The sequence below is a fragment of the Streptomyces sp. NBC_00239 genome, from assembly GCF_036194065.1.
In the GTDB taxonomy this organism is placed as follows: domain Bacteria; phylum Actinomycetota; class Actinomycetes; order Streptomycetales; family Streptomycetaceae; genus Streptomyces.
In genome coordinates this window covers 2,436,566-2,459,605 of sequence record NZ_CP108095.1, presented here as the reverse complement: position 1 = coordinate 2,459,605, position 23,040 = coordinate 2,436,566, and the positions used below count along the sequence as shown (strand labels likewise).

At 72.2% G+C, this 23,040-nt stretch carries 18 protein-coding genes; 15 read left to right on the top strand and 3 right to left on the bottom strand.

What is annotated here, in order from left to right; translation table 11 throughout:
* The first annotated feature begins 57 nt into the window (after positions 1-57).
* Entirely contained in the window at positions 58-1,545 is a 1,488-nt protein-coding gene (gene hflX / locus OG764_RS10685; RefSeq protein ID WP_328968193.1) for a GTPase HflX, read from the top strand.
* Between the two features lie 183 nt (positions 1,546-1,728).
* Here the strand turns inward: hflX and OG764_RS10680 are convergent, their stop codons facing one another.
* Entirely contained in the window at positions 1,729-2,955 is a 1,227-nt protein-coding gene (locus tag OG764_RS10680) for a trypsin-like serine peptidase (protein WP_328968192.1), read from the bottom strand.
* A 221-nt stretch (positions 2,956-3,176) separates the two neighbouring features.
* Here OG764_RS10680 and OG764_RS10675 point away from each other — a divergent pair, with 221 nt between their 5' ends.
* The 5 genes from OG764_RS10675 to OG764_RS10655 all read left to right on the top strand — a co-directional run bounded on the left by OG764_RS10675 (position 3,177) and on the right by OG764_RS10655 (position 11,425).
* Positions 3,177-4,778, top strand: coding sequence for a diaminobutyrate--2-oxoglutarate transaminase family protein (locus tag OG764_RS10675; protein ID WP_443056200.1), 1,602 nt, complete (start codon positions 3,177-3,179; stop codon positions 4,776-4,778).
* Between the two features lie 41 nt (positions 4,779-4,819).
* On the top strand, positions 4,820-6,727 hold the full coding sequence (locus OG764_RS10670; RefSeq protein ID WP_328968191.1) for an IucA/IucC family protein: 1,908 nt from the start codon (positions 4,820-4,822) through the stop codon (positions 6,725-6,727).
* Between the two features lie 19 nt (positions 6,728-6,746).
* Positions 6,747-7,502, top strand: a complete 756-nt coding sequence (locus tag OG764_RS10665) for a GNAT family N-acetyltransferase (RefSeq protein WP_328968190.1) — start codon at positions 6,747-6,749, stop codon at positions 7,500-7,502.
* 61 nt (positions 7,503-7,563) lie between these two features.
* Positions 7,564-9,417, top strand: a complete 1,854-nt coding sequence (locus OG764_RS10660) for an IucA/IucC family protein (protein ID WP_328968189.1) — start codon at positions 7,564-7,566, stop codon at positions 9,415-9,417.
* Between the two features lie 37 nt (positions 9,418-9,454).
* Complete coding sequence (locus tag OG764_RS10655) at positions 9,455-11,425, top strand: ATP-dependent DNA helicase (protein ID WP_328968188.1); 1,971 nt, start codon at positions 9,455-9,457, stop codon at positions 11,423-11,425.
* A 79-nt stretch (positions 11,426-11,504) separates the two neighbouring features.
* Here OG764_RS10655 and lexA read toward each other — a convergent pair whose 3' ends face one another.
* The gene (lexA, locus tag OG764_RS10650; RefSeq protein WP_328968187.1) at positions 11,505-12,296 is read right to left on the bottom strand and encodes a transcriptional repressor LexA; all 792 of its coding nucleotides are present in this window, start codon (positions 12,294-12,296) and stop codon (positions 11,505-11,507) included.
* A gap of 501 nt (positions 12,297-12,797) precedes the next feature.
* Between lexA and nrdR the strand changes: the two genes are divergently transcribed.
* From nrdR to OG764_RS10605, 9 genes are all read left to right on the top strand, one after another.
* Complete coding sequence (nrdR, locus tag OG764_RS10645; protein ID WP_328968186.1) at positions 12,798-13,310, top strand: transcriptional regulator NrdR; 513 nt, start codon at positions 12,798-12,800, stop codon at positions 13,308-13,310.
* Between the two features lie 150 nt (positions 13,311-13,460).
* On the top strand, positions 13,461-16,349 hold the full coding sequence (locus OG764_RS10640; protein WP_328968185.1) for a vitamin B12-dependent ribonucleotide reductase: 2,889 nt from the start codon (positions 13,461-13,463) through the stop codon (positions 16,347-16,349).
* 174 nt (positions 16,350-16,523) lie between these two features.
* Positions 16,524-17,261, top strand: coding sequence for a DUF2071 domain-containing protein (locus tag OG764_RS10635; RefSeq protein WP_328968184.1), 738 nt, complete (start codon positions 16,524-16,526; stop codon positions 17,259-17,261).
* Positions 17,262-17,310: 49 nt separating this feature from the next.
* Complete coding sequence (locus tag OG764_RS10630; protein WP_328968183.1) at positions 17,311-18,132, top strand: arylamine N-acetyltransferase family protein; 822 nt, start codon at positions 17,311-17,313, stop codon at positions 18,130-18,132.
* A 33-nt stretch (positions 18,133-18,165) separates the two neighbouring features.
* The gene (locus OG764_RS10625) at positions 18,166-18,771 is read left to right on the top strand and encodes a YdbC family protein (RefSeq protein WP_328968182.1); all 606 of its coding nucleotides are present in this window, start codon (positions 18,166-18,168) and stop codon (positions 18,769-18,771) included.
* A 133-nt stretch (positions 18,772-18,904) separates the two neighbouring features.
* On the top strand, positions 18,905-19,564 hold the full coding sequence (locus OG764_RS10620; protein ID WP_328968181.1) for a histidine phosphatase family protein: 660 nt from the start codon (positions 18,905-18,907) through the stop codon (positions 19,562-19,564).
* A gap of 11 nt (positions 19,565-19,575) precedes the next feature.
* Positions 19,576-20,496 carry an ADP-ribosylglycohydrolase family protein gene (locus tag OG764_RS10615; protein WP_328968180.1) on the top strand — a complete coding sequence of 307 codons (921 nt, stop codon included), beginning with the start codon at positions 19,576-19,578 and terminating at the stop codon, positions 20,494-20,496.
* Between the two features lie 301 nt (positions 20,497-20,797).
* Positions 20,798-21,499 (top strand): ribonuclease HII, encoded by a 702-nt coding sequence (locus OG764_RS10610; protein WP_328968179.1) that lies wholly within the window; start codon positions 20,798-20,800, stop codon positions 21,497-21,499.
* A 59-nt stretch (positions 21,500-21,558) separates the two neighbouring features.
* On the top strand, positions 21,559-22,185 hold the full coding sequence (locus OG764_RS10605) for a hypothetical protein (RefSeq protein ID WP_328968178.1): 627 nt from the start codon (positions 21,559-21,561) through the stop codon (positions 22,183-22,185).
* Positions 22,186-22,265: 80 nt separating this feature from the next.
* Here the strand turns inward: OG764_RS10605 and OG764_RS10600 are convergent, their stop codons facing one another.
* Positions 22,266-22,895 (bottom strand): hypothetical protein, encoded by a 630-nt coding sequence (locus tag OG764_RS10600; RefSeq protein WP_328968177.1) that lies wholly within the window; start codon positions 22,893-22,895, stop codon positions 22,266-22,268.
* Positions 22,896-23,040 lie beyond the last annotated feature (145 nt).

The window sequence follows — 23,040 nt, the reverse complement described above, 5'->3', positions numbered from 1 at the left end:
CCCCGCACGTCACGCGTTGCAACCAAGCAGCACATTCACATCTGACGTAAGGATCCAATGACCTCCTCTTCTTCCCCTTCCCAGGACGCGCAGGACGCGCAGAGCTTCACCGAGAGCCTTCGGGCCGATGCCCTGATGGAAGAGGACGTCGCCTGGAGCCACGAGATCGACGGAGACCGGGACGGCGAGCAGTTCGAACGCTCCGAGCGCGCGGCCCTGCGCCGCGTGGCCGGCCTCTCCACCGAACTCGAAGACGTCACCGAGGTCGAGTACCGCCAGCTGCGCCTGGAGCGCGTGGTGCTCGTCGGTGTCTGGACCTCCGGCACGGTCAACGACGCGGAGAACTCCCTCGCGGAGCTCGCCGCACTCGCCGAGACGGCGGGCGCCCTCGTACTCGACGGCGTCATCCAGCGCCGCGACAAGCCGGACCCGGCCACCTTCATCGGCTCGGGCAAGGCCCGCGAGTTGCGCGACATCGTCATGGAGACCGGTGCCGACACCGTCGTCTGCGACGGCGAGCTCAGCCCCGGCCAGCTCATCGCCCTCGAAGACGTCGTCAAGGTCAAGGTTGTCGACCGGACCGCGCTGATCCTCGACATCTTCGCCCAGCACGCCAAGTCCCGAGAGGGCAAGGCGCAGGTCGCGCTCGCGCAGATGCAGTACATGCTGCCGCGACTGCGAGGCTGGGGTCAGTCGCTCTCCCGTCAGATGGGTGGCGGCGGCGGTGGCGGCATGGCCACCCGAGGCCCCGGTGAGACCAAGATCGAGACCGACCGGCGCCGCATCCGCGAGAAGATGGCGAAGATGCGCCGGGAGATCGCCGACATGAAGACGGGCCGCGACATCAAGCGGCAGGAGCGGCGCCGCAACAAGGTGCCGTCCGTCGCCATCGCCGGCTACACCAACGCAGGCAAGTCCTCGCTGCTCAACCGCCTCACCGGCGCGGGCGTCCTGGTGGAGAACTCGCTGTTCGCCACCCTCGACCCGACCGTGCGGCGGGCCGAGACGCCCACCGGCCGGATCTACACCCTGGCCGACACCGTGGGCTTCGTCCGGCACCTGCCCCACCACCTCGTCGAGGCCTTCCGCTCCACGATGGAGGAGGTCGGCGACTCCGACCTGATCCTGCACGTGGTCGACGGAGCGCACCCGGCGCCGGAGGAGCAGCTGGCGGCGGTCCGCGAGGTCATCCGGGAGGTCGGCGCGGTCGACGTCCCCGAGATCGTGGTGATCAACAAGGCCGACGCGGCGGACCCGGTGGTCCTGCAGCGGCTGCTGCGCATCGAACGGCACTCCATCGCCGTCTCGGCGCGCACCGGCATGGGGATCGAAGAGCTCCTCGCGCTCATCGACGCCCAGCTGCCGCGGCCGTCCGTCGAGGTCGAGGTGCTCGTGCCCTACACGCACGGCGGGCTCGTCGCCCGCGCCCACGCCGAGGGCGAGGTGATCTCCGAGGAGCACACCCCGGAGGGCACCCTGCTCAAGGCGCGGGTCAACGAGGAACTCGCCTCGGACCTCGCGCCGTACGTGCCGGCCAAGCGGTAACCGGCAGGCACAGCAGCCGAGGCAGGCACGGCGGCAGTCGCACCCGTCGCGGCGGTGGCCGCGCGAAGGGCCCCGGCCCCCTGATCACAGGGGGCCGGGGCCCTTCGCACGTGCCGTCGTGCGTGCTGCTTTCCGTACCGTCGTGCCTGCCGTCGTCCAGGACTGCTGTCCGGCCGTCAGGGACTACTGTCCGGCGAACTTGCCGCTCGTCGCCCTGAAGATCGCCTTCGCCTCCGGGCCCAGCCGGGGACCGGCCAGCCAGCCCGCGGTCACCGGTCCGATCGAGGTGTTCGACACCAGCGCCGGCTCGCCGTCACGCCCGGTGGCCACCCAGCCGCCGCCCGAGGAGCCGCCGGTCATGGTGCAGCCGATCCGGTACATCACCGGGTCCTGCTCGTTCAGCGAGAGCCGGCCCGGCCGGTCGGCGCACTGGAACGCCCGCTGGCCGTCGAAGGGCGCGGCAGCCGGGTAGCCGGTCGCCGTGATCTTCGCGATCTTCGGCACCGACGGCGCCTGGAACTCCACCGGGAGCGCCGCCCCGACCGTCTCCTCCAGCGACTTGCCGGTCGCCTCCTCCGGGGTCACGTGCAGCACCGCGAAGTCGTACGGCGCGCCCGCGCCGCCGGTCGGGCCGCCCTCGGCGATCCACTGGTCCGAGGTCTGCGCCCAGTCGCTCCACCACACGCCGTACGGGGCGACCTGGTCGCGGCTCGCGTCCTTGAGCTCCTGCGCCGAGCGGCCCGCGTCGTTGTACGACGGCACGAAGGCGATGTTGCGGTACCAGCCGCCCTTCTTGCCGGCGTGCACGCAGTGGCCCGCCGTCCACACCATGTTCGACTTGCCGGGGTGCGCGGGGTCCTTCACCACGGTCGCCGAGCAGACCATCGAGCCCGCGGGGCCGTCGAAGAAGACCTTCCCGGCCTCGGCGACGCTCTGGTGGTACGGCGTACCCACCGCGCGGGCCCGCACCGGCGCCGGCGTCGGGTCGGTGACGCCCTGGTCGCTGCCGAGGTCCGGGTCCGCCACCGGCTGGTCGGGCTGCTCGGCCCGCCGCATCCGGTCCGGGTCCCACAGGTCTTCGATGATCGGGTTCATGAAGTCCTCGGCCTCGCGGAGCCAGTCGTCCTTCTTCCAGTTCTTCCAGGCACCGCCCTTCCACTTGTCCAGGTCGATGCCGTGTTCCTTGAGCTTCTCCTTCAGCTGGTCCGGGATCTTGAGCCCGCCGGGGCCGGGGGCCGGATCGCTGGCCGCGACGGTCGGCTTCTCACCGGACGCCTCGTCACCGCCCGGCCCACAGGCCGCCGCGGTCACGGCGAGGACGGCACACAGGCCGGTGGCCGCCAGAACCCGGGGTCCGCGGCGGGAACTTCGCCCGCTCGGGGCGGCGGAAGCCGGTCGGATCGGTCGCATGTCGTGTATCCCCCTGCTGCTTCGAGGCGTGGAGTGCAACCCCCCACTATGCCGCTGCCGTTGGTGACGGTGCGGAGCGGGGCCGCGGTTCCCCGACCGCAAGGATCTTCGGACCCACCCGTGATCCGCCGCCGCCACCGTCGTTGGTACGTACGGGGGAATGCGAGGACAGCGTCCTTGTTCGAAGAGCGATCCATGCGGGAGGACCGAGAGCCGTGGCCTTGACCGAACAGGCTGCCGCAGCAGCACGCGTGGACGCGGTGGCCGGGGCCGGCGGGCCCGAGGCCATCCTGCGCCGCCAGTCCCTACGGGAGTCCGCGGCCCGGACCTACGCACGCTCGCTGCCTATCGTGCCGGTGCGCGCCCGCGGGCTGACCATCGAGGGCGCCGACGGCCGCCGCTACCTCGACTGCCTCTCCGGTGCCGGCACGCTGGCCCTCGGACACAACCACCCCGTGGTACTGGAGGCCATCCGCAAGGTCCTCGACTCCGGAGCGCCCCTGCACGTCCTGGACCTGGCCACCCCCGTCAAAGACGCCTTCACCACCGAGCTGTTCGCCAACCTCCCGGCCCCGCTCGCCGCGCACGGCCGGGTGCAGTTCTGCGGGCCGGCCGGGACCGACGCGGTCGAGGCCGCCCTCAAGCTGGTCCGCACCGCCACCGGCCGCTCCGGACTGATGGCCTTCACCGGCGCCTACCACGGCATGACGGCCGGCGCCCTCGACGCCTCCGGCGGCGCCCAGGACGTCCGGGTCACACGGCTGCCCTACCCCCAGGACTACCGCTGCCCCTTCGGAACGGGCGGTCCGGCCGCCGCCGAACTCGCCGCCCGCTGGACCGAGAGCCTCCTCGACGACCCCAAGGGCGGTGTCGCCGCGCCGGCCGGCATGATCCTCGAACCCGTCCAGGGCGAGGGCGGCGTACTGCCCGCCCCGGACGCCTGGATGCGCCGCATGCGCACGCTCACCCGTGAGCGCGGCATCCCGCTCATCGCCGACGAGGTCCAGACCGGCGTCGGCCGCACCGGCGCCTTCTGGGGCGTCGACCACGCCGGCGTGGTCCCCGACGTGATGGTGCTGTCTAAGGCCATCGGCGGCAGCCTCCCGCTCGCGGTCGTCGTCTACCACGAGGACCTCGACGCCTGGCAGCCCGGAGCCCACGCCGGCACCTTCCGCGGCAACCAGCTCGCCATGGCCGCCGGCACCGCCACCCTGGCCTACGTGCGCGAGAACCGGCTCGCCGAGCGCGCCGCCGCACTCGGCGACCGCATGCTCACCGCCCTGCGCGGACTGGCCACCGCCCACCCCTGCATCGGCGACGTCCGCGGCCGCGGCCTGATGATCGGCCTGGAAATCGTCGACCCGGAAGCCCCCCGCCGCCTGGGCCCCCCGGCGGACGACCACCGCCCACCCCCCGTCGGCGCGGACACGTCCGGGCCCGGCGGCACGGCAGGCCACCGCACCCCGGCGCAGCGCCGCGGCTCCGCAGCCCCGGCCACCGCCCCCGGCCCGCAGCACCCGACCGGCACCGCCCACCCGGGCGACGCCCAGCACGCCGCACACGCTACGGACGACCCGGCCCGGGTGGTCGGCACCGCTGGCGGACCGGGCTCCGGCGGACCCGCCCCCGCCGATCCCGCACTCGCCGCCGCGGTCCGGCAGGAGTGCCTGCGCCGCGGACTCATCGTCGAGCTCGGCGGCCGCCACTCCAGCGTCGTCCGGCTGCTGCCCCCGTTGACGCTCACCGACGAACAGGCGGCAGCCGTGCTCGACCGGCTGGCCGACGCCATCGCCGCCGCGGAACGAGCCCGCCACCACACGTGACCCGCCGCGCACCGAACCGGACACCTCTCCAAGGAAGCCCCGTGAACGCGACCCCCGCACCCGAACCGCCCCCGGCCGAAGGCCACCCCCACGCCCCGCAGGCCCACCCCGACGCGGCGCCGGCGGCGACCGTGCCCCGGCAGAAGGACGGCGTCACCCGCCACCGCCCGCCCGCGCCGGACCCCGTCGCCCACCCGGCCGGGACGCGCAGCCTCCCCGGTCTCGCGGGCCAGCCCGACCTCCTCGACCACCGCGATCCGGCGCTCGCCGCCGAAGCCGCCGCCGTCGAGAACCTGCTCCGCTGCTGGGTGCGCGAGAACGACCTGCCCGAGCCCGCCGGCGGCGTCCTGCGCATCCCGCTCACCGCCTCCGGCACCGCCCTGCTCACCCCCGTCCGCTACTGGTCCGCCACCGGCTGGCACCGCTTCGCCCCGCCCCGGCTGGAGTGCGCCCCGGCCGAGGCCCCCGTCCTGGACGCCGTGACCCTCGCCGGGCTGCTCGTCCGCGAAGGCGGCGCCCGCGGCGGCGCCGACCTGGTCGGCAGGGTCGCCGACTCGGTACGCCGCACCGCCGTGTTCATCCGCCACCGGCGCGCCCACCCCACCGCCCCGGCCGGCTCGGATCCCTTCCTCACCGCTGAACAGTCCCTCCTTCTCGGCCACCCCCTGCACCCCACGCCGAAGAGCCGCGAAGGACTCTCCGACGCCGAGGCCCGCCTGTACTCACCCGAACTCCACGGCTCCTTCCCCCTGCACTGGATGGCCGTCCACCAGTCCGTCCTCGCCACCGATTCGGCCTGGACCGAAGGGGGCCGTGCCGTCCCCGCGGCCCGGCTCCTCGCCCGCCTCGCCCCCGGACTCGACCTCCCCGAGGACACCGCCCCCCTTCCCCTGCACCCCTGGCAGGCCCGCGACCTGCTGCACCGCCCGCCGGTCGCCGCCCTGCGCGACGCCGGACTCCTCCACGACCTCGGCCCCCACGGGGAGCCCTGGCACCCCACCTCCTCCGTCCGCACCGTGCACCGCCCCGGCGCCCCCGCGATGCTCAAGCTCTCCCTCGGCGTCCCCATCACCAACTCCCGCCGGGAGAACCTCCGCAAGGAACTCCACCGCGGCGTCGAGGTGCACCGGCTGCTGCGCTCCGGCCTCGCCGAGCAGTGGCAGGCCGCCCACCCCGGCTTCGACATCGTCCGCGACCCCGCCTGGGTCGCCGTCGACACCCCCGACGGCGAGCCCGTGCCCGGCCTCGACGCCCTGCTCCGGCACAACCCCTTCGGCCCCGCGGACGACGCCGTCTGCATCGCCGCCCTCACCGCACCGCGCCCGTGGCCCGGACGCGACACAGTGACCTCCCGGCTCGCCGACACCGTCGACCGGCTCGCCACGAGCACCGGCCGCCCCACCTCCGCCGTGGCCACCGAGTGGTTCCTGCGCTACCTCGACCAGGTCGTCCTGCCCGTACTCGCCCTCGACGCCCTGGCCGGCATCGCCCTCGAAGCGCACCAGCAGAACACCCTCGTCCTGCTCGACCCGGCGGGCTGGCCCACGGGCGGCCGCTACCGCGACAACCAGGGCTACTACTTCCGCGCGTCCCACCGCGCCGAACTCGACCGCCGCCTGCCCGGCATCGGCTCCGCCAGCGACACCTTCGTCCCCGACGCCGTCACCGACGAACGCTTCGCCTACTACCTCGGCATCAACAACGTCCTCGGACTGATCGGCGCCTTCGGCTCCCAGCACCTCGCGGACGAACGCCTCCTGCTCGCCGCCTTCCGCCGCTTCCTCGGCAAGAACTCAGGCCTCGGCCCCCTCCCGGCCCTGCTGCTCGAATCCCCGACCCTGCGCTGCAAGGCCAACCTCCTCACCCGGCTCCACGGCCTGGACGAGCTCGTCGGACCCGTCGACACCCAGTCCGTCTACGCCACCCTCACCAACCCCCTCCACGACTGATCCGAGAAGAGCCGCCGCCATGACACCCACCGACGCGGGCCCCGATCCGCACACCGCACGCGCGGTCCGCCGCGCCGGCTCGTCGTGCGACGACACCCTTGAGCTGAGGATCCCGGGGGAGCTGCTCGCCCTGCTCGCCGCGGAACCCGTCCCGCCCGCACCGCGCCCCGACACGATCGAGAGCCTGCCGTTCCTCGCGGAGGCCGACCTGCTGGACTCCCCGGCCACCTGGCGGCCGGCCCACACCACCGCGGGCGCCTTCCAGCTCGTGCCCGTGCGCGTCGAGCGCGACCTGGAGCTTCTCGCCCGCTGGATGAACGACCCGGCGGTGACCGCCTTCTGGGAACTCGCGGGACCCGCATCCGTGACCGCCGCGCACCTGCGGGCCCAGCTCGACGGCGACGGCCGGAGCATCCCCTGCCTCGGGGTACTCGACGGCACACCGATGAGCTACTGGGAGATCTACCGGGCCGACCTCGACCCGGTCTCCCGGCACTACCCGGCGCGCCCCCACGACACGGGTATCCACCTGCTGATCGGAGACGTCACGGACCGCGGACGCGGTCTCGGAACGCTGCTGCTCCGTGCCGTGGCCGACCTCGTGCTCGACAACCGTCCCCGCTGCACGCGCGTCGTCGCCGAACCGGACATCCGCAACACCCCCTCCGTCTCAGCCTTCCTCAGCTCTGGATTCCGCTTCGCCGCGGAGATCGACCTCCCCGGCAAGCGCGCCGCCCTGATGTTCCGTGAGCGGGCCCTGCGCAGCCTGCTCTGAACAACCCCCGACACCTGCAAAACGCCGCTCTCCGCCGCCGAGTTCCCACCCGAGGAGTCCCGTGCAGAATTTCCCGGCCCGCCCCGACTCCACCCCGCCGCCCGAGCCGCCCGCCCCCCACACGCCGCCCGAACTCAACGCCGCCACCTGGGAATCCGCCGGTCGGCGCCTGCTGGCCAAGATGATCGCCGAGTTCGCGTACGAGGACATCCTCCGGCCCCGCGCCGACCCCTCCGGCACCGATGCCTGGACGCTGGCCCTCGACGACGGATTCGTCCTCGGATTCCGGGCCCGCCGCCGCACCTACGACAGCTGGCACGTCGACCCCGGCACCCTCACGCTCACCCCGGCGACGGCACACGCGGCGCCCCCGGCGGCGCCCGTTCCGTTCACGGACCCGTTCAGGTTCGTGGTCCTGGCCCGCCGCCTCCTCGGGCTCGACGGCGCCACCCTCGGCCACCTGATCCGCGAACTCGGAGCGACCCTCAGCGCCGACGCCCGCCTCGACCACCACGCCCTCACCGCGGACGTACTCGCCGACCTCGACTACGCCGCGCTCGAAGGCCACCAGACCGGACACCCCTGGCTCGTCCTCAACAAGGGGCGGCTCGGATTCTCCGGCACGGACACCGCCACGTGGTCACCCGAGGCCCGCACCCCCCGCCGGCTCCCCTGGCTCGCCGCGCACACCTCCCTCGCGAGCTACCGCGGGGTCGCCGGCCTGGAGGACCCCGGCCGGCTCTACGCCCGCGAGCTGGACCCCGTCACCCGGGCCGGTTTCGACCAGGCGCTGCGCGAGCGCGGCCTCGACCCCCGCGGCTACCTCTACCTCCCCGTGCACCCCTGGCAGTGGGACGAGATCGTCCTCCCCCTCTTCGCCTCCTCCCTGGCCTCCGGCGCCCTCGTACCGCTGCCCGCCGACCTCGACGTCCGGCTGCCGCAGCAGTCCATCCGGACCTTCCTCAACGTCTCCCGGCCGGAACGCCACAGCGTCAAGCTGCCGCTGTCCGTCTTCAACACCCTCGTCTGGCGCGGGCTGCCCACCCGGCTGGCCCGCGCCGCTCCCGCCGTCACCGCCTGGGTGCACTCGCTGCGCGACGCCGACCCGTTCCTCCGCGACGAATGCGGGGTGATCCTGCTCGGCGAGGTCGCCTCGGTGACCGTCGGCCACCCCGTATACGAGGAGCTCCCCGAGGTCCCGTACCAGTACAAGGAGCTCCTCGGCGCGATCTGGCGGGAGCCGCTGACCGGCCGCCTCGCTCCCGGCGAGCGGGCCCGCACCCTCGCCTCGCTGCTGCACACCGACCCCCGCGGCCGGGCCTTCACCGAGGAGCTGATCGCCCGCTCGGGCCTCACCCCCACCGTCTGGCTGCAGCGCCTCTTCACCGCGCTGCTCCCGCCGCTGCTCCACTTCCTCTACCGCTACGGGACCGTCTTCTCCCCGCACGGCGAGAACGCCATCGTCGTCTTCGACGCGCACGACGTCCCCGTCCGGCTGGCCGTGAAGGACTTCGTCGACGACGTCAACGTCAGCGCGGAGCCGCTGCCCGAGCGCGCCTCCATGCCCGAGGAGGTGCGGGACGTCCTCCTCACGGAGCCCGCGAGCTTCCTTCCCCAGTTCATCCACTCCGGCCTGTTCGTCGGCGTCTTCCGCTACCTCTCCGCGATCTGCGAGGACCGCGTCGGCGTCCCCGAGAGCACCTTCTGGTCGCTGGCCCGCGACGAGATCGTGCGCTATCAGGAGCGCTTCCCGGAGCTGAAGGAGCGCTTCGAGCTGTTCGACCTCCTCGCCCCCCGGATCGGCCGGCTGTGCCTCAACCGGAACCGGCTGTACAGCGACGGATACCGGGACCGCCCCCAGCGCCCGCACGCCGTCGTCGACGGCACCGTCCCCAACCCGCTGCACCGGCCGTGACGCGATGTCGGCGGAGCCGCGTAGGGTTGTCGGTGCTATGACGAAGCCCTCCCTCCCCGACCTGCTGCACGCCGCCGTCACCGCCGTCGGCGGTACGGAGCGGCCCGGCCAGGTGGCCATGGCCGAAGCCGTCGCCGAAGCCATCGACGACAACTCCCACCGGCTTATCCAGGCCGGCACCGGCACCGGAAAGTCCCTCGGCTACCTGGTGCCGGCCCTCGCGCACGGCGAGCGCGTGGTCGTGGCCACGGCCACACTCGCGCTCCAGCGCCAGCTGGTCGAGCGCGACCTGCCGCGGACCGTCGAGGCGCTGCACCCGCAGCTGCGCCGCCGGCCCAATTTCGCCATGCTCAAGGGCCGGTCCAACTACCTGTGCCTGCACCGCCTGCACGAGGGCGCCCCGCAGGACGAGGAGGACGGCCTCTTCGACCAGTTCGAGGCCGCCGCCCCGACCAGCAAGCTCGGCAAGGACCTGCTGCGCCTGCGGGACTGGGCCGACGAGACCGAGACGGGCGACCGCGACGACCTCACCCCCGGTGTCTCGGACCGGGCCTGGGGCCAGGTCTCCGTATCCTCCCGGGAGTGCCTCGGCGCGACGAAGTGTGCGTACGGCGCCGAATGCTTCGCCGAGGCCGCCCGCGAGCGCGCCAAGCTGGCCGACGTCGTGGTCACCAACCACGCGCTGCTCGCCATCGACGCCATCGAGGGGGCGCCGGTGCTCCCGCAGCACGAGGTGCTGATCGTCGACGAGGCGCACGAGCTGGTCTCCCGGGTCACCGGCGTCGCCACCGGCGAGCTCACCCCCGGCCAGGTCAACCGCGCCGTGAAGCGGGCGGCGAAGCTGGTCAACGAGAAGACGGCCGACTCGCTGCAGACGGCCGCCGAGGGATTCGAACGCCTCATGGAGCTGGCGCTCCCCGGCCGCCTCGAAGTGATCCCAGAAGACCTCGGGTACGCACTGCTCGCCCTGCGCGACGCCGCCCGCAACGTGATCTCGGCGATGGGCGCGACCCGCGACAAGTCCGTCCAGGACGAGGACGCGGTCCGCAAGCAGGCCCTCGCCGCCGTGGAGACGATCCACTCGGTCGCCGAGCGGATCACCAACGGCTCCGAGTACGACGTGGTCTGGTACGAGCGGCACGACCGCTTCGGCGCCACCCTGCGGGTCGCCCCCATGTCGGTGTCCGGCCTGCTGCGGGAGAAGCTCTTCGCGGACCGGTCGGTGGTCCTGACCTCGGCCACCCTCAAGCTCGGCGGCGACTTCAACGGCGTCGGTGCCTCGCTGGGCCTGGCCCCGGAAGGCGTCACGGGGGACGACCTGCCGGTCTGGCGGGGCCTCGACGTCGGCTCGCCGTTCGACTACCCGAAGCAGGGCATCCTGTACGTCGCCAAGCACCTGGCCACGCCGGGCCGGGAGGGCTCGCGGGGCGACATGCTGGACGAGCTCGCCGAGCTGATCGAGGCGGCCGGTGGGCGTACGCTCGGCCTGTTCTCCTCGATGCGCGGCGCCCAGGCGGCGGCCGAGGAGCTCCGCAGCCGGCTGGACGTGCCCATCCTCCTCCAGGGCGAGGAGACCCTCGGTGAGCTGATCAAGAACTTCGCCGCCGACCCGAAGACGTGCCTGTTCGGAACGCTGTCCCTCTGGCAGGGCGTCGACGTCCCGGGCGCCAACTGCCAGCTGGTGGTCATGGACCGCATTCCGTTCCCGCGCCCCGACGATCCGCTGATGAGCGCCCGGCAGAAGGCCGTGGAGGAGGCCGGCGGCAACGGCTTCATGGCGGTCGCCGCCACCCACGCCGCGCTGCTGATGGCCCAGGGAGCCGGGCGGCTGGTGCGGGCCGCAGGGGACCGGGGCGTCGTCGCGGTGCTCGATCCGCGGCTGGCCACGGCCCGCTACGGAAGCTTCCTGCGGTCGTCGCTGCCCGATTTCTGGTACACCACCGACCGCAACCAGGTCCGCAGGTCGCTCGCCGCCATCGACGCGGCGGCCGCGGCCGACGGCACGTAGCTTCCGGCCCGCGTGCGGGCACGGCAGGACCCCGGGACCGGCGCAGTAGGTCCCGGGGTCCGGTCTAGGGAGACGGGTCTCAGACCCGTCGCAGCACGGCCACGACCTTGCCGAGGATGGTCGCCTCGTCGCCCGGGATCGGCTGGTAGGCGGCGTTGTGCGGGAGCAGCCAGACATGGCCGTCCTCGCGCTTGAAGCGCTTCACGGTGGCCTCGCCGTCCAGCATCGCGGCCACGATGTCGCCGTTCTCCGCGACCGGCTGGCGGCGGACGGTCACCCAGTCCCCGTCGCAGATGGCCGCCTCGATCATGGAGTCGCCGACGACCTTCAGTACGAAGAGCTCGCCGTCGCCGACCAGCTGCCGCGGCAGCGGGAAGACGTCCTCGACGGACTCCTCGGCCAGGATCGGGCCGCCGGCCGCGATCCGGCCGACGAGCGGCACGTACGAGGCGGCGGGCTTGCCAGTGGTGTCCGTGGGCTGCGAGCTGGGCTGGTCAGAGCCGCGCACCTCGTACGCCCGGGGGCGGTGCGGGTCGCGCCGCAGGAAGCCCTTGCGCTCCAGAGCCATCAGCTGGTGGGCGACGGAGGAGGTGCTGGACAGGCCGACGGCCTGGCCGATCTCCCGCATCGACGGTGGGTACCCGCGCCGCTGTACCGAGTCCCTGATGACCTCGATGACCCGCCGCTGCCGGTCCGTGAGACCGGAACTGTCCGCTCGGATGCCAGGAGGTCGGCCGGGCAGGGAGCGTGCCGGGCGCACGCCGTCACCCTCCGGGGTCATGGCTGCGTCATTCATGGCATGCACCGGCTCGAGTCGGCTCTGGGAGCGGTTCTGGGCAGTGATGGTGGCACTGTCTGCGGTGGTGGTCACGTCGGCCCCTCTCGACTTGTTCTCCCTAGCTGGACAACGGTAGTAGCTTTCGAAAGGTTGCGCCAAACACACGTTCGAGTGAAAAAACAAAGTTCACCGACCGTGATCAGCGGGTGAGGTGTATAGGTGGCCGACGCGGCTGCCGGTCCGAACGCGGGTTCGGTGCCGGAACCGTTCCCTACGGTACCCTTCCCGGTCGGGTGGCCACGGGGCGGCGCCGGTGGGGCGTCGGTCCGCCACCAGGTGCGACGAGAGTCTCAGTCTGGCATCCGGGGCGGCCTCATCAGGCCATGAAGACCCGCGACACGCTGGGCTGCCTCAATCCTTGCCAACCCAAGATCTAGTGGTTGGATTGCCGAGGCTACCCAGAAGTTGTGGTCCTCGGGTCTGACGAGGGTCCCGGCATCGCATATGCTGGTGGCTGCTTCGAGAGCCCTGGCAGGACCTGTCCGGGATGATTCCGAGGCGAATCAGTCGTGCCGAGAGGGAGGGTTGGGAGCCATGCACTGCCCCTTCTGCAGGCACCCCGACAGCCGCGTCGTCGACAGTCGTACGACGGACGACGGCACGTCGATCCGCAGACGCCGCCAGTGCCCGGACTGCTCCCGCCGTTTCACGACGGTCGAGACCGCGTCGCTGATGGTGATCAAGCGCAGCGGGGTGACGGAGCCCTTCAGCCGTACCAAGGTCATCTCCGGCGTGCGCAAGGCGTGCCAGGGGCGGCCGGTCACGGAGGACGCCCTCGCCAAGCTCGGCCAGCGGGTCGAAGAGGCGCTGCGCGCCACCGGGAGTGCCGAGCTGACCACCCACGACGTGGGTCTGGCCATACTCGGCCCGCTGCAGGAGCTCGACCTCGTGGCGTACCTGCGTTTCGCGAGCGTCTACAAGGCGTTCGACACACTCGAGGACTTCGAGGCCGCGATCACGGAGCTCCGTGACCGGCGGCCCGCCCTGGCGGAGTGCGAGCCCGGAGGGACCGGCTCGGTCCCCGTGCCCGCCACCGCCGCCGACTGACCCGCGGCCGCAGAGCGGCCGGGCGGTCCGGCAGGACACAGACCTGTCCGCGGAGCGTTACCCGCGGGCTTTGAGCTAGATCAGACACACACCGTGCCATGGGATTAATCCGGCACTTTTGGGCGTTTTTGCCCGCATATGGGAGGCGGCATGACAGAGACGGCGAGCGGTCCGGCACGTGGTTCCCGAGCCAAGGGGACCAAGGCTGCCGCGGCCCGGCAGGGGCTGCGTATCGAGCGCATCCACACCACCCCCGGCGTGCACCCGTACGACGAGGTGGCCTGGGAGCGCCGTGACGTCGTCATGACCAACTGGCGCGACGGCTCGGTCAACTTCGAGCAGCGCGGCGTCGAGTTCCCCGACTTCTGGTCGGTGAACGCGGTCAACATCGTCACCAGCAAGTACTTCCGCGGCGCGGTCGGCACCCCGCAGCGCGAGACCGGTCTCAAGCAGCTGATCGACCGGATCGTGAAGACCTACACGAAGGCCGGCGAGGACTACGACTACTTCGCCTCGCCCGCCGACGCGGAGATCTTCGAGCACGAGCTGACCTACGCCCTGCTCCACCAGATCTTCAGCTTCAACTCGCCGGTCTGGTTCAACGTCGGCACGCCCCAGCCGCAGCAGGTCTCGGCCTGCTTCATCCTCGCCGTCGACGACTCCATGGAGTCGATCCTCGACTGGTACAAGGAAGAGGGCATGATCTTCAAGGGCGGCTCGGGCGCCGGCCTGAACCTCTCCCGCATCCGCTCCTCCAAGGAGCTCCTCTCCTCCGGCGGCAACGCCTCCGGCCCGGTCTCCTTCATGCGCGGCGCCGACGCGTCCGCGGGAACGATCAAGTCGGGCGGCGCCACCCGCCGCGCGGCCAAGATGGTCGTGCTCGACGTGGACCACCCGGACGTCGAGGACTTCATCGCCACCAAGGTGAAGGAAGAGGAGAAGATCCGCGCCCTGCGCGACGCGGGCTTCGACATGGACCTGGGCGGCGACGACATCACGTCCGTCCAGTACCAGAACGCCAACAACTCCGTCCGCGTGAACGACGAGTTCATGACGGCCGTCGAGAACGGCACCGAGTTCGGCCTGCGCGCCCGCATGACCGGCGAGGTCATCGAGAAGGTCGACGCCAAGGCGCTCTTCCGCAAGCTGGCCGAGGCCGCGTGGGCCTGCGCCGACCCGGGCATCCAGTACGACGGTGTGATCAACCGCTGGCACACCTGCCCCGAGTCCGGCCGCATCACCGCCTCGAACCCGTGCAGCGAGTACATGCACCTGGACAACACGTCCTGCAACCTCGCCTCGCTGAACCTGATGAAGTTCCTCAAGGACGACGGCAAGGGCAACCAGTCCTTCGAGTCCGAGCGCTTCGCCAAGGTCGTCGAGCTCGTCATCACCGCGATGGACATCTCCATCTGCTTCGCCGACTTCCCGACGGAGAAGATCGGCGAGAACACCCGCGCCTTCCGCCAGCTCGGCATCGGCTACGCCAACCTCGGCGCCCTGCTGATGGCGACCGGCCACGCGTACGACTCGGACGGCGGCCGCACCCTCGCCGCGTCGATCACCTCGCTGATGACCGGTACGGCGTACAAGCGCTCCGCCGAGCTCGCGGCGGTCGTCGGCCCGTACGACGGCTACGCCCGCAACGCCGAGCCGCACAAGCGGGTCATGAAGCAGCACGCGGACGCCAACGGCGCCGCCGTGCGCGGCGACGACCTGGACGCCCCGATCTGGGCGGCGGCCACCGAGACCTGGCAGGACGTGCTGCGCCTCGGCGAGCAGAACGGCTTCCGCAACGCGCAGGCCTCCGTGCTCGCGCCGACCGGCACCATCGGTCTCGCGATGTCCTGCGACACCACCGGTGTCGAGCCGGACCTGGCCCTGGTCAAGTTCAAGAAGCTCGTCGGCGGCGGCTCGATGCAGATCGTCAACGGCACCGTCCCGCAGGCCCTGCGCCGCCTGGGCTACCAGGAGGAGCAGATCGAGGCGATCGTCGCCCACATCGCCGAGCACGGCAACGTGGTGGACGCGCCCGGCCTGAAGACCGAGCACTACTCGATCTTCGACTGCGCGATGGGCGAGCGCTCCATCTCCCCGATGGGCCACGTCCGCATGATGGCCGCGATCCAGCCCTGGATCTCCGGCGCGATCTCCAAGACGGTCAACATGCCGGAGACGGCGACCGTCGAAGAGGTCGAGGAGATCTACTTCGAGGCGTGGAAGCTCGGCGTCAAGGCCCTCGCGATCTACCGCGACAACTGCAAGGTCGGCCAGCCGCTCTCCGCCAAGAAGAAGGACGACGAGAAGGCCGAGATCACCGCCAAGGCGGAGGAGACCGTCCGCGCCGCGGTGGAGAAGATCGTCGAGTACCGCCCCGTCCGCAAGCGCCTCCCCAAGGGCCGCCCGGGCATCACCACCTCCTTCACGGTCGGTGGCGCCGAGGGCTACATGACGGCCAACTCCTACCCGGACGACGGCCTGGGCGAGGTCTTCCTGAAGATGTCCAAGCAGGGTTCCACCCTCGCGGGCATGATGGACGCCTTCTCCATCGCCGTCTCGGTGGGCCTGCAGTACGGCGTCCCGCTGGAGACGTACGTCGCGAAGTTCACGAACATGCGCTTCGAGCCGGCCGGCATGACGGACGACCCGGACGTGCGGATGGCGCAGTCGATCGTCGACTACATCTTCCGCCGCGTGGCGCTGGACTTCCTGCCCTTCGAGACCCGCTCGGCCCTCGGCATCCACTCCGCCGAGGAGCGCCAGCGCCACCTCGACACCGGTTCGTACGAGCCGGCCGAGGAGGAGCTGGACACCGAGAGCCTGACGCAGCCGGCCCCGCTCGCGGCGGTCGCACCGGCCCCGCAGCCGGTCGCCGCGGTGCCCGCCCCCAAGCAGGCGCACTCCAACGCGGAGCTCGTCGAAATGCAGCTCGGTGTGAGCGCCGACGCCCCGCTGTGCTTCTCCTGCGGGACGAAGATGCAGCGCGCCGGCTCCTGCTACATCTGCGAGGGCTGCGGCTCCACCAGCGGCTGCAGCTGATCCCGGCCGAGCCGGCGGTCCCCAAGGCGACCGCCGGCCGAGCAGGCTGACGAAGCGGGACCGGTCCTCGGACCGGTCCCGCTTCGGCGTACGGCCACCCTCCCCGGGGCGGTCCGCGGCGCGCGTGCTTCCATGTGCACGCACCGTCCGGCGGGCACAAGGGGAGAACACGCCATGATCAATCCGCGACTGGCGAGCGTCATCGAGCGCCGGCTCCTGGTGAACTACCGGGTCGACCCCGAAGCGGCCGCCGCGCTCCTGCCCGCCGGGCTGGTGCCGCAGCTGGTCAACGGCTGGGCCGTCGCCGGGATCTGCCTGCTGAGACTGGGGAACACCCGGCCCGTGTGGGCGCCCGGGGGCACCGGACTGCGAAGCGAGAACGCCGCGCACCGGATCGCCGTCACCTGGGAGGGCCCGGACGGCGCCGGTACGGGCGTCTACATCCCGCGCCGGGACAGCGGCTCCCGGCTGAACGTCCTGGCGGGCGGGCGGGTATTCCCCGGAACCCACGGTTCTGCCGTGTTCGACGTCGCCGAGACGCCGCACGACCTGCGGATCGGCTACGAGACGCGCGACGGGACCACCCGGGTGCAGGTGGCCGCGCGGGTCGCCGACGCGCTGCTGGGCAGCGAGCTCTTCGGCACCGTGGACGAGGCCTCCGAATTCTTCCGGCAGGGCCCCTCGGGCTACTCGCCCGACCGCTCCGGCACCCGGCTCGACGGCATGCGGCTGCACACCGACGCCTGGAGGGTGGTGCCCGCCGTCCTCGACTCGGTCACCTCCACCTTCTTCGAGGACCCCGAGCGCTTCCCGCCCGGTACCGCGCACCTGGACAGCGCCCTGCTGATGCGCGATGTCCCGGTCCACTGGGAGCCCCTGGCCGCCCTGCGCCTCGCCGCCGGGGCATCATGATCGAGGGGCGGGCCGTAGACCCCGCCCACGACATCCGTACGGGGGACACATGTGGAACGCTGAGGCACTCGATCTCGACGCCTATCTGACGCGGATCGGTTACGCCGGGGAACTCCGGCCGGACCTGGGGACGTTGCAGGAGATACACCGCTGCCACACCCGGTCCATCCCCTTCGAGAACCTGGACGTCGCCCTCGGCCGGAGGATCTCCCTCGACGTCAAGAGCCTCCAGGACAAGATCGTCCGCCGTCGCCGCGGCGGCTACTGCTACGAACAGAACTCGCTGCTCGCCGCAGCCCTGGAGCGGGTCGGCTTCGAGGTGGCCGGCCGCGGCGCCCGCAACCGCACCCGCGGGGGCGCTCTGACGCCGGTGACCCACGCCGTCCTCGTGGTCACCGTCGCCGGCCGGCCCTGGCTGGTCGACGCGGGATTCGGTGCGCAGGGGCCGCTGGAGCCGGTGCCGCTGGAGCCGGGCACCGAGGTCCACCAGGGCGTGTGGACGTACGCCGTCGCCGAGGAGGACGGGGGGCGCCTCGTGCTGCGCTCGCTCCGCGACGAGACGGGCTGGCTGGACCTGTACGCCTTCGCTCCGCAGCGTCTCCACCCGGTCGACTTCGAGGTCATGAACCACTACAGCTCCACGCACCCCGACTCCTTCTTCACCGGCCGGGTCGTGGCCATGCGGTCGGCGCCGGACCACCGCCTGGCGCTGCTGGAGGACTCGGTGGTCCGCTTCCTGCCCGGGTGGGAAGCCGAGCGGAACCGCGTTGCATCCGATGATGTGATCGGGCTGCTCGACCGGGAGTTCGGAATCGAGCTCCCGGAAGAGGACGCAGCGCAACTGCTTCGCACCTACTGGCCCGGAGTCTGACCGCTGCCGCGCTGATCCCCGTACGATGGCGCGGTGCTGGTCAAGTGGATTCGCTGCACGGTGGTGGACCGCCGGGGGTTCGAGCGCGGGCAGCGGAAGTGGGCAGGGCTGCCGGGCGAACCGGGGTTCCGGGGGCAGGGCGGCGGCTGGAGCCGGGGCCGGCAGGGGGTCGCGCACGTCTTCGCCTTCTGGGAGAGCCGGTCGTTCTACGACTCCTTCATGGCGCGCTCCCACGACCGGCTGGCGGCCTCGCAGCACGGCACCTTCACCAACGCGCGGGTCACGCTCTTCGACCACCGCTTCGACGTGAAGACCGGCTTCGCGCCGCAGTTCAGCGACGCGGACGTGCTGCGCGTCGCGCACTGCAAGGTGCGCGAGGGGCGGCTCGAGCACTTCGCCCTCATGCAGGAGAAGGTGTGGAACCCGGCGATGGCCGGCTCGCCCGGGATGCTGCGCGGACTGTTCGGCGAGGCTCCCGGGCGGGAGTTCCTCGTCCTGTCCATGTGGGACTCGGAGGCCGAGCACGGCAAGTACCGGGAGGAACGGATCGAGCGGCTCTCGCTGCGCGCCCAGACGGAAGCCGACATCGAGGCGCTCACCGGCGACGTCATCGACCTGGAGCGCGCCTGGACCGTGTGACGCCGCCACCGCGGCCGACGCCGCGTCCGGCGGGCGCGTGAGCGGGCGCGCGGACCGCCCGTCCCGCCCGCCGCTCCTCCGTTCGGCCCTGTGAATCCGCTCGAACGGGCGCGGTCCGTTCTAGGGTCGGACCATGGCACGACCGCGGCGCATCGTCCTCCTCCGGCACGGGGAATCGGAGGGCAATGCCGATGACACGGTGTACGAGAGGGAGCCGGACCACGCCCTGAGACTCACCGTGACCGGCCGCGCCCAGGCGGTGGCCGCGGGGGACAGGCTGCGCGCCGTCTTCGGCGACGAGCCGGTCAGCGCTTACGTCTCCCCGTACCGGCGCACCCTGGAGACCTTCCGGGCGCTGCGGCTGGATCCCTCCCGGGTCCGGGTGCGCGAGGAGCCGAGGCTGCGCGAGCAGGACTGGGGCAACTGGCAGGACCGTGACGACGTACGGCTGCAGAAGGCGTACCGGGACGCGTACGGGCACTTCTTCTACCGCTTCGCGCAGGGCGAGTCCGGGGCGGACGTGTACGACCGGGTGGGCGCCTTCCTGGAGAGCCTGTACCGCAGTTTCGAGGCGCCGGACCATCCGCCGAACGTCCTGCTGGTCACGCACGGACTGACCATGCGGCTGTTCTGCATGCGCTGGTTCCACTGGTCGGTGGCCGACTTCGAGTGCCTGTCGAACCCCGGGAACGGCGACTTCCGGATACTGGTCCTCGGAGAGGACGGCCGGTACCGGCTCGACCGTCCCTTCGAGCGGTGGACCACACCCGAGCCTTATGACCTGGACGGCTAGAGTGGCCCGCGATGACCCCTGACTCCTCTCCCGACCGGCGCTTCGCACGCGCCCTGGCCAGCCTGCGCGGACTGGCGGTGGGTGACGCCCTGGGCTCCCAGTTCTTCGTCCCCGCGCACTACCCGCTGCTCAAACGGCGCGAGCTGCCCGAAGGCCCCTGGCAGTGGACCGACGACACCGAGATGGCCTGCTCGGTCGTCGGCGTGCTCGCCGCCCACGGCCGTATCGACCAGGACGCCCTGGCCGCCTCCTTCGCCGACCACCACGACTTCGACCGCGGCTACGGCCCCGCGGTGAACCGGATGCTCCGGCTCATCCGGGAGGGCGAGGACTGGCGAGTGCTGTCCGCCGCCCTGTTCAACGGCCAGGGATCGTGGGGCAACGGCGCCGCGATGCGGATCGCGCCGCTCGGGGCCTGGTACGCCGATGACCCGGAACAGGCCACCCACCAGGCCGAGATCTCCGCGTACCCGACGCACCAGCACCGCGAAGCCGTCTGCGGCGCCATGGCGGTGGCCGCGGCCGCCGCGCTGGCCGCCGACCCGGCGGGACCGCCCACCCCGACGGCCCTGCTGGACGGCGTGGTCGCGCTGGTGCCGCGCAGCACGGTCGCCGCCGGCCTGCGGCGGGCCCGCGACATGCTCGACTACGACGACGCCACGACGGTGGCGGCGGTGCTCGGCTGCGGGCGGCGCACCAGCGCCCACGACACCGTGCCGTTCGCCCTGTGGTCGGCCGCGCGCCGCCTCGGCGACTTCGAGCAGGCGTTCTGGACCACCGCACAGGTCGGCGGAGACGTGGACACGACCTGCGCGATCGTCGGCGGGGTGCTGGGCGGGCGCGGCACCGCCTCGATGCCGGCCGCCTGGCTGGACCGGACGGAGCCGCTGCCGGAGTGGGTTCCGGACGGGGTCCGGTCCGGCGGACTGTGACGAAGTCGCCGCTTTCGTGGCCTTCGCCGGCCGGGAGCCAGGGCGTCTCGGCCGGCGTTCGCGAAAGTGATGCTTGAGTTGGACGACTTTCTTTCGTTTGTGGAATTTCGTTCGTTTTAAGGTGCTTTTCGGTGGTGTTTGGCGTGTGTGCAGGTGTATTCAGAGGTGTGCGCAAGCGAAGGCTGGTGGCCTCGCCGAGCGGAGCGGGACAGTCCGGGTGATCCGGTCGCGCCCAGTCCGCGAGAGGGGTGCCGCCCGGGGTGTCGCGGGTGGCACGGAGCGGCGTACCCTTGCTGGCGCCATGCCGTACGAAGCACCCACTCACACCGTCGAGCGCTCCCTCCGCGCAACCACCGGCGCCAAGATCATCGCCGGGGTCGACGAGGTCGGACGAGGGGCCTGGGCCGGTCCCGTCACCGTATGCGCGGCGATCACCGGCCTGCGTCGCCCTCCCGAAGGACTCACCGACTCCAAACTCCTCACCGTCAAGCGGCGTGACGCGCTCGCCGTGATCCTGGAGCAATGGGTCACGGCGTACGGCCTGGGCCACGCCTCTCCCGAGGAGATCGACGAGCTCGGCATGACGGCCGCACTGCGGCTCGCCGCCGTCCGCGCCCTGGCGCTGCTGCCGGTGCGGCCCGATGCGGTGATCCTGGACGGCAAGCACGACTACCTCGGCGCGCCCTGGCAGGTGCGGACGGTCATCAAGGGCGACCAGTCCTGCATCGCCGTGGCCGCGGCCTCCGTGATCGCCAAGGTCCGGCGCGACCGGATGATGGCCGAACTCGGCCCCGGAATTGAAGACTTCGCTTTCGCGGACAACGCCGGCTATCCCTCGCCGGTGCACCGCGCGGCGCTGGAAGAGCGGGGTCCCACCCCCTATCACCGGCTCTCCTGGGCCTATCTCGACGGTCTGCCCCAGTGGCGGCACCTGAAGAAGATCCGCAGGAGCGAGGAATCGCTGGAACTGGAAAACGGAGGCCAGCTCGGCTTCGATTTCTGATCGCGCACACGCACCACCCGCTGGTATGACTCGTACTGGCGTTTGACACACATCCACTCATGCCTCTCATCCCCGAGGAGCCTCAGATTCACGAGAGTGCCCAGGGTCCCCGCGTCACTCCGGCCCCCGGCCGGGTCGCGCAGACCCCACGCCCTGTCCCTGGTCCGCGTCCCGCCGCCGTCCCGCGGCCCGGACGCCCCGGTCCCGCCCGGCCCGCCCCGCCCGCGCAGCGCGCGCCGCAGGGCCAGCCGGCCACCGGACCCGCCGCTCCCTCCGCGCCCTCGGTCTCGACCGCGGTGCCGCAGATCCAGCTGATCCCGGCCTCGGCCGAGGGCGCGCTGGACGCCGCCGAGGAGGCCGTCGACCTGCTGCTCGAAACCGGTCGGGCGCCCGGCGACATCCTGGTGCTGACCACTGGTGAACCCCACCCGTGGGCCGCGCACGAGCTGTCCTTCGGCGAGGAGTCCTACTGGGCCCAGCACGACGCCCGGGACGACGTGTTCTACGCCGACGCGGCGCACGCCGCGCGGGCCGGCGCCCGTCCGGTCGTGGTCTTCGCGGCGAACGGCGGTACGCCCGACGCGATCGCCCGTACGCTGCCGTCGGCCCTGGGCCGGGCGGCCGCGCTGCTGATCGTGTGCGGCGACGCGCAGCAGATCAACTCCGTGCTGGGCGCGAGCGTCTGACGCTCTGTGGTCCCGCCGCGCCCTCGTGGCGGGACCGCCCGGTTACGGCCGGGCGCTCGACGTCCGGCTGCGGCCTCGCGTCAGCGCGCCGCCGTGCGGCGCAGCGCCTCCGCAGCCCCGCCGCCGGTCCGCGGGGTGAGCGACGCGGCGTCGAGAGCGGTGTCGCCCAGGCGCACCGGCGCCGATCCGAAGCCAGGCTGACGGCCGCCCCGGCCCTCGCCGAGGACCTGCCAGCCGCCCTGGGTCAGCGTGATGTACGCGCCGCAGCGCAGCCCGTGCAGGGTGCAGGCGTCGCGCAGCCCCCACATCCAGGCGCCGTCCTCCTCGGTCCACCGTTCATCGCCCTCACGGCAGTAGAGCAGCACCGCGGTCCGCACCGGGGTGCGCCGGCGCAGATCGTGCGGGAGCACCCGGCGCAGCCGCGACAGCAGCGCGTTGCGGTACTCCCAGCCGTCCGCGGACAGCGTCCGCTGGGTGAACGAGGCGCTGGCGACCAGGCGTTCGTCGGGGTCGAGCACGGCGATCACGGCCGTCGCGGGCCCCGGGGTGTGGCGGGCGTGCAGACCGCTGACGACCTCGCGCGGATTGGTCAGCAGCGGGATGCCCGCGGACGCCCATTCCGCGGGTTCCAGTAGCCGCCCGTGACGGCTGGCGGCACTGGCGGACCCGGGTATCGAGGCCGCTGAGGACGGAGCGAATCCGAAGGTCACGGTTCTCCCTTCGGCTGCACGCCCGGTGACGGGCACGGCTGAGTGACGGCGCGCCGCGGCGCGGCAGTGGCAGTGCCGACGAGCCGTGCGGGAGCACCCCAATTCTTGCGTGGCCCGTCAGCGCGCGGCAACGAGCAATTGACTC

Excerpts from the sequence above, each read along its gene's own strand:
- hflX (WP_328968193.1), top strand. The coding sequence starts at position 58 with ATGACCTCCTCTTCTTCCCCTTCCCAGGACGCGCAGGACGCGCAGAGC.
- OG764_RS10680 (WP_328968192.1), bottom strand. The coding sequence starts at position 2,955 with ATGCGACCGATCCGACCGGCTTCCGCCGCCCCGAGCGGGCGAAGTTCC.
- OG764_RS10665 (WP_328968190.1), top strand. The coding sequence starts at position 6,747 with ATGACACCCACCGACGCGGGCCCCGATCCGCACACCGCACGCGCGGTC.
- OG764_RS10655 (WP_328968188.1), top strand. The coding sequence starts at position 9,455 with ATGACGAAGCCCTCCCTCCCCGACCTGCTGCACGCCGCCGTCACCGCC.
- nrdR (WP_328968186.1), top strand. The coding sequence starts at position 12,798 with ATGCACTGCCCCTTCTGCAGGCACCCCGACAGCCGCGTCGTCGACAGT.
- OG764_RS10640 (WP_328968185.1), top strand. The coding sequence starts at position 13,461 with ATGACAGAGACGGCGAGCGGTCCGGCACGTGGTTCCCGAGCCAAGGGG.
- OG764_RS10635 (WP_328968184.1), top strand. The coding sequence starts at position 16,524 with ATGATCAATCCGCGACTGGCGAGCGTCATCGAGCGCCGGCTCCTGGTG.
- OG764_RS10630 (WP_328968183.1), top strand. The coding sequence starts at position 17,311 with ATGTGGAACGCTGAGGCACTCGATCTCGACGCCTATCTGACGCGGATC.
- OG764_RS10620 (WP_328968181.1), top strand. The coding sequence starts at position 18,905 with ATGGCACGACCGCGGCGCATCGTCCTCCTCCGGCACGGGGAATCGGAG.
- OG764_RS10615 (WP_328968180.1), top strand. The coding sequence starts at position 19,576 with ATGACCCCTGACTCCTCTCCCGACCGGCGCTTCGCACGCGCCCTGGCC.
- OG764_RS10610 (WP_328968179.1), top strand. The coding sequence starts at position 20,798 with ATGCCGTACGAAGCACCCACTCACACCGTCGAGCGCTCCCTCCGCGCA.
- OG764_RS10605 (WP_328968178.1), top strand. The coding sequence starts at position 21,559 with ATGCCTCTCATCCCCGAGGAGCCTCAGATTCACGAGAGTGCCCAGGGT.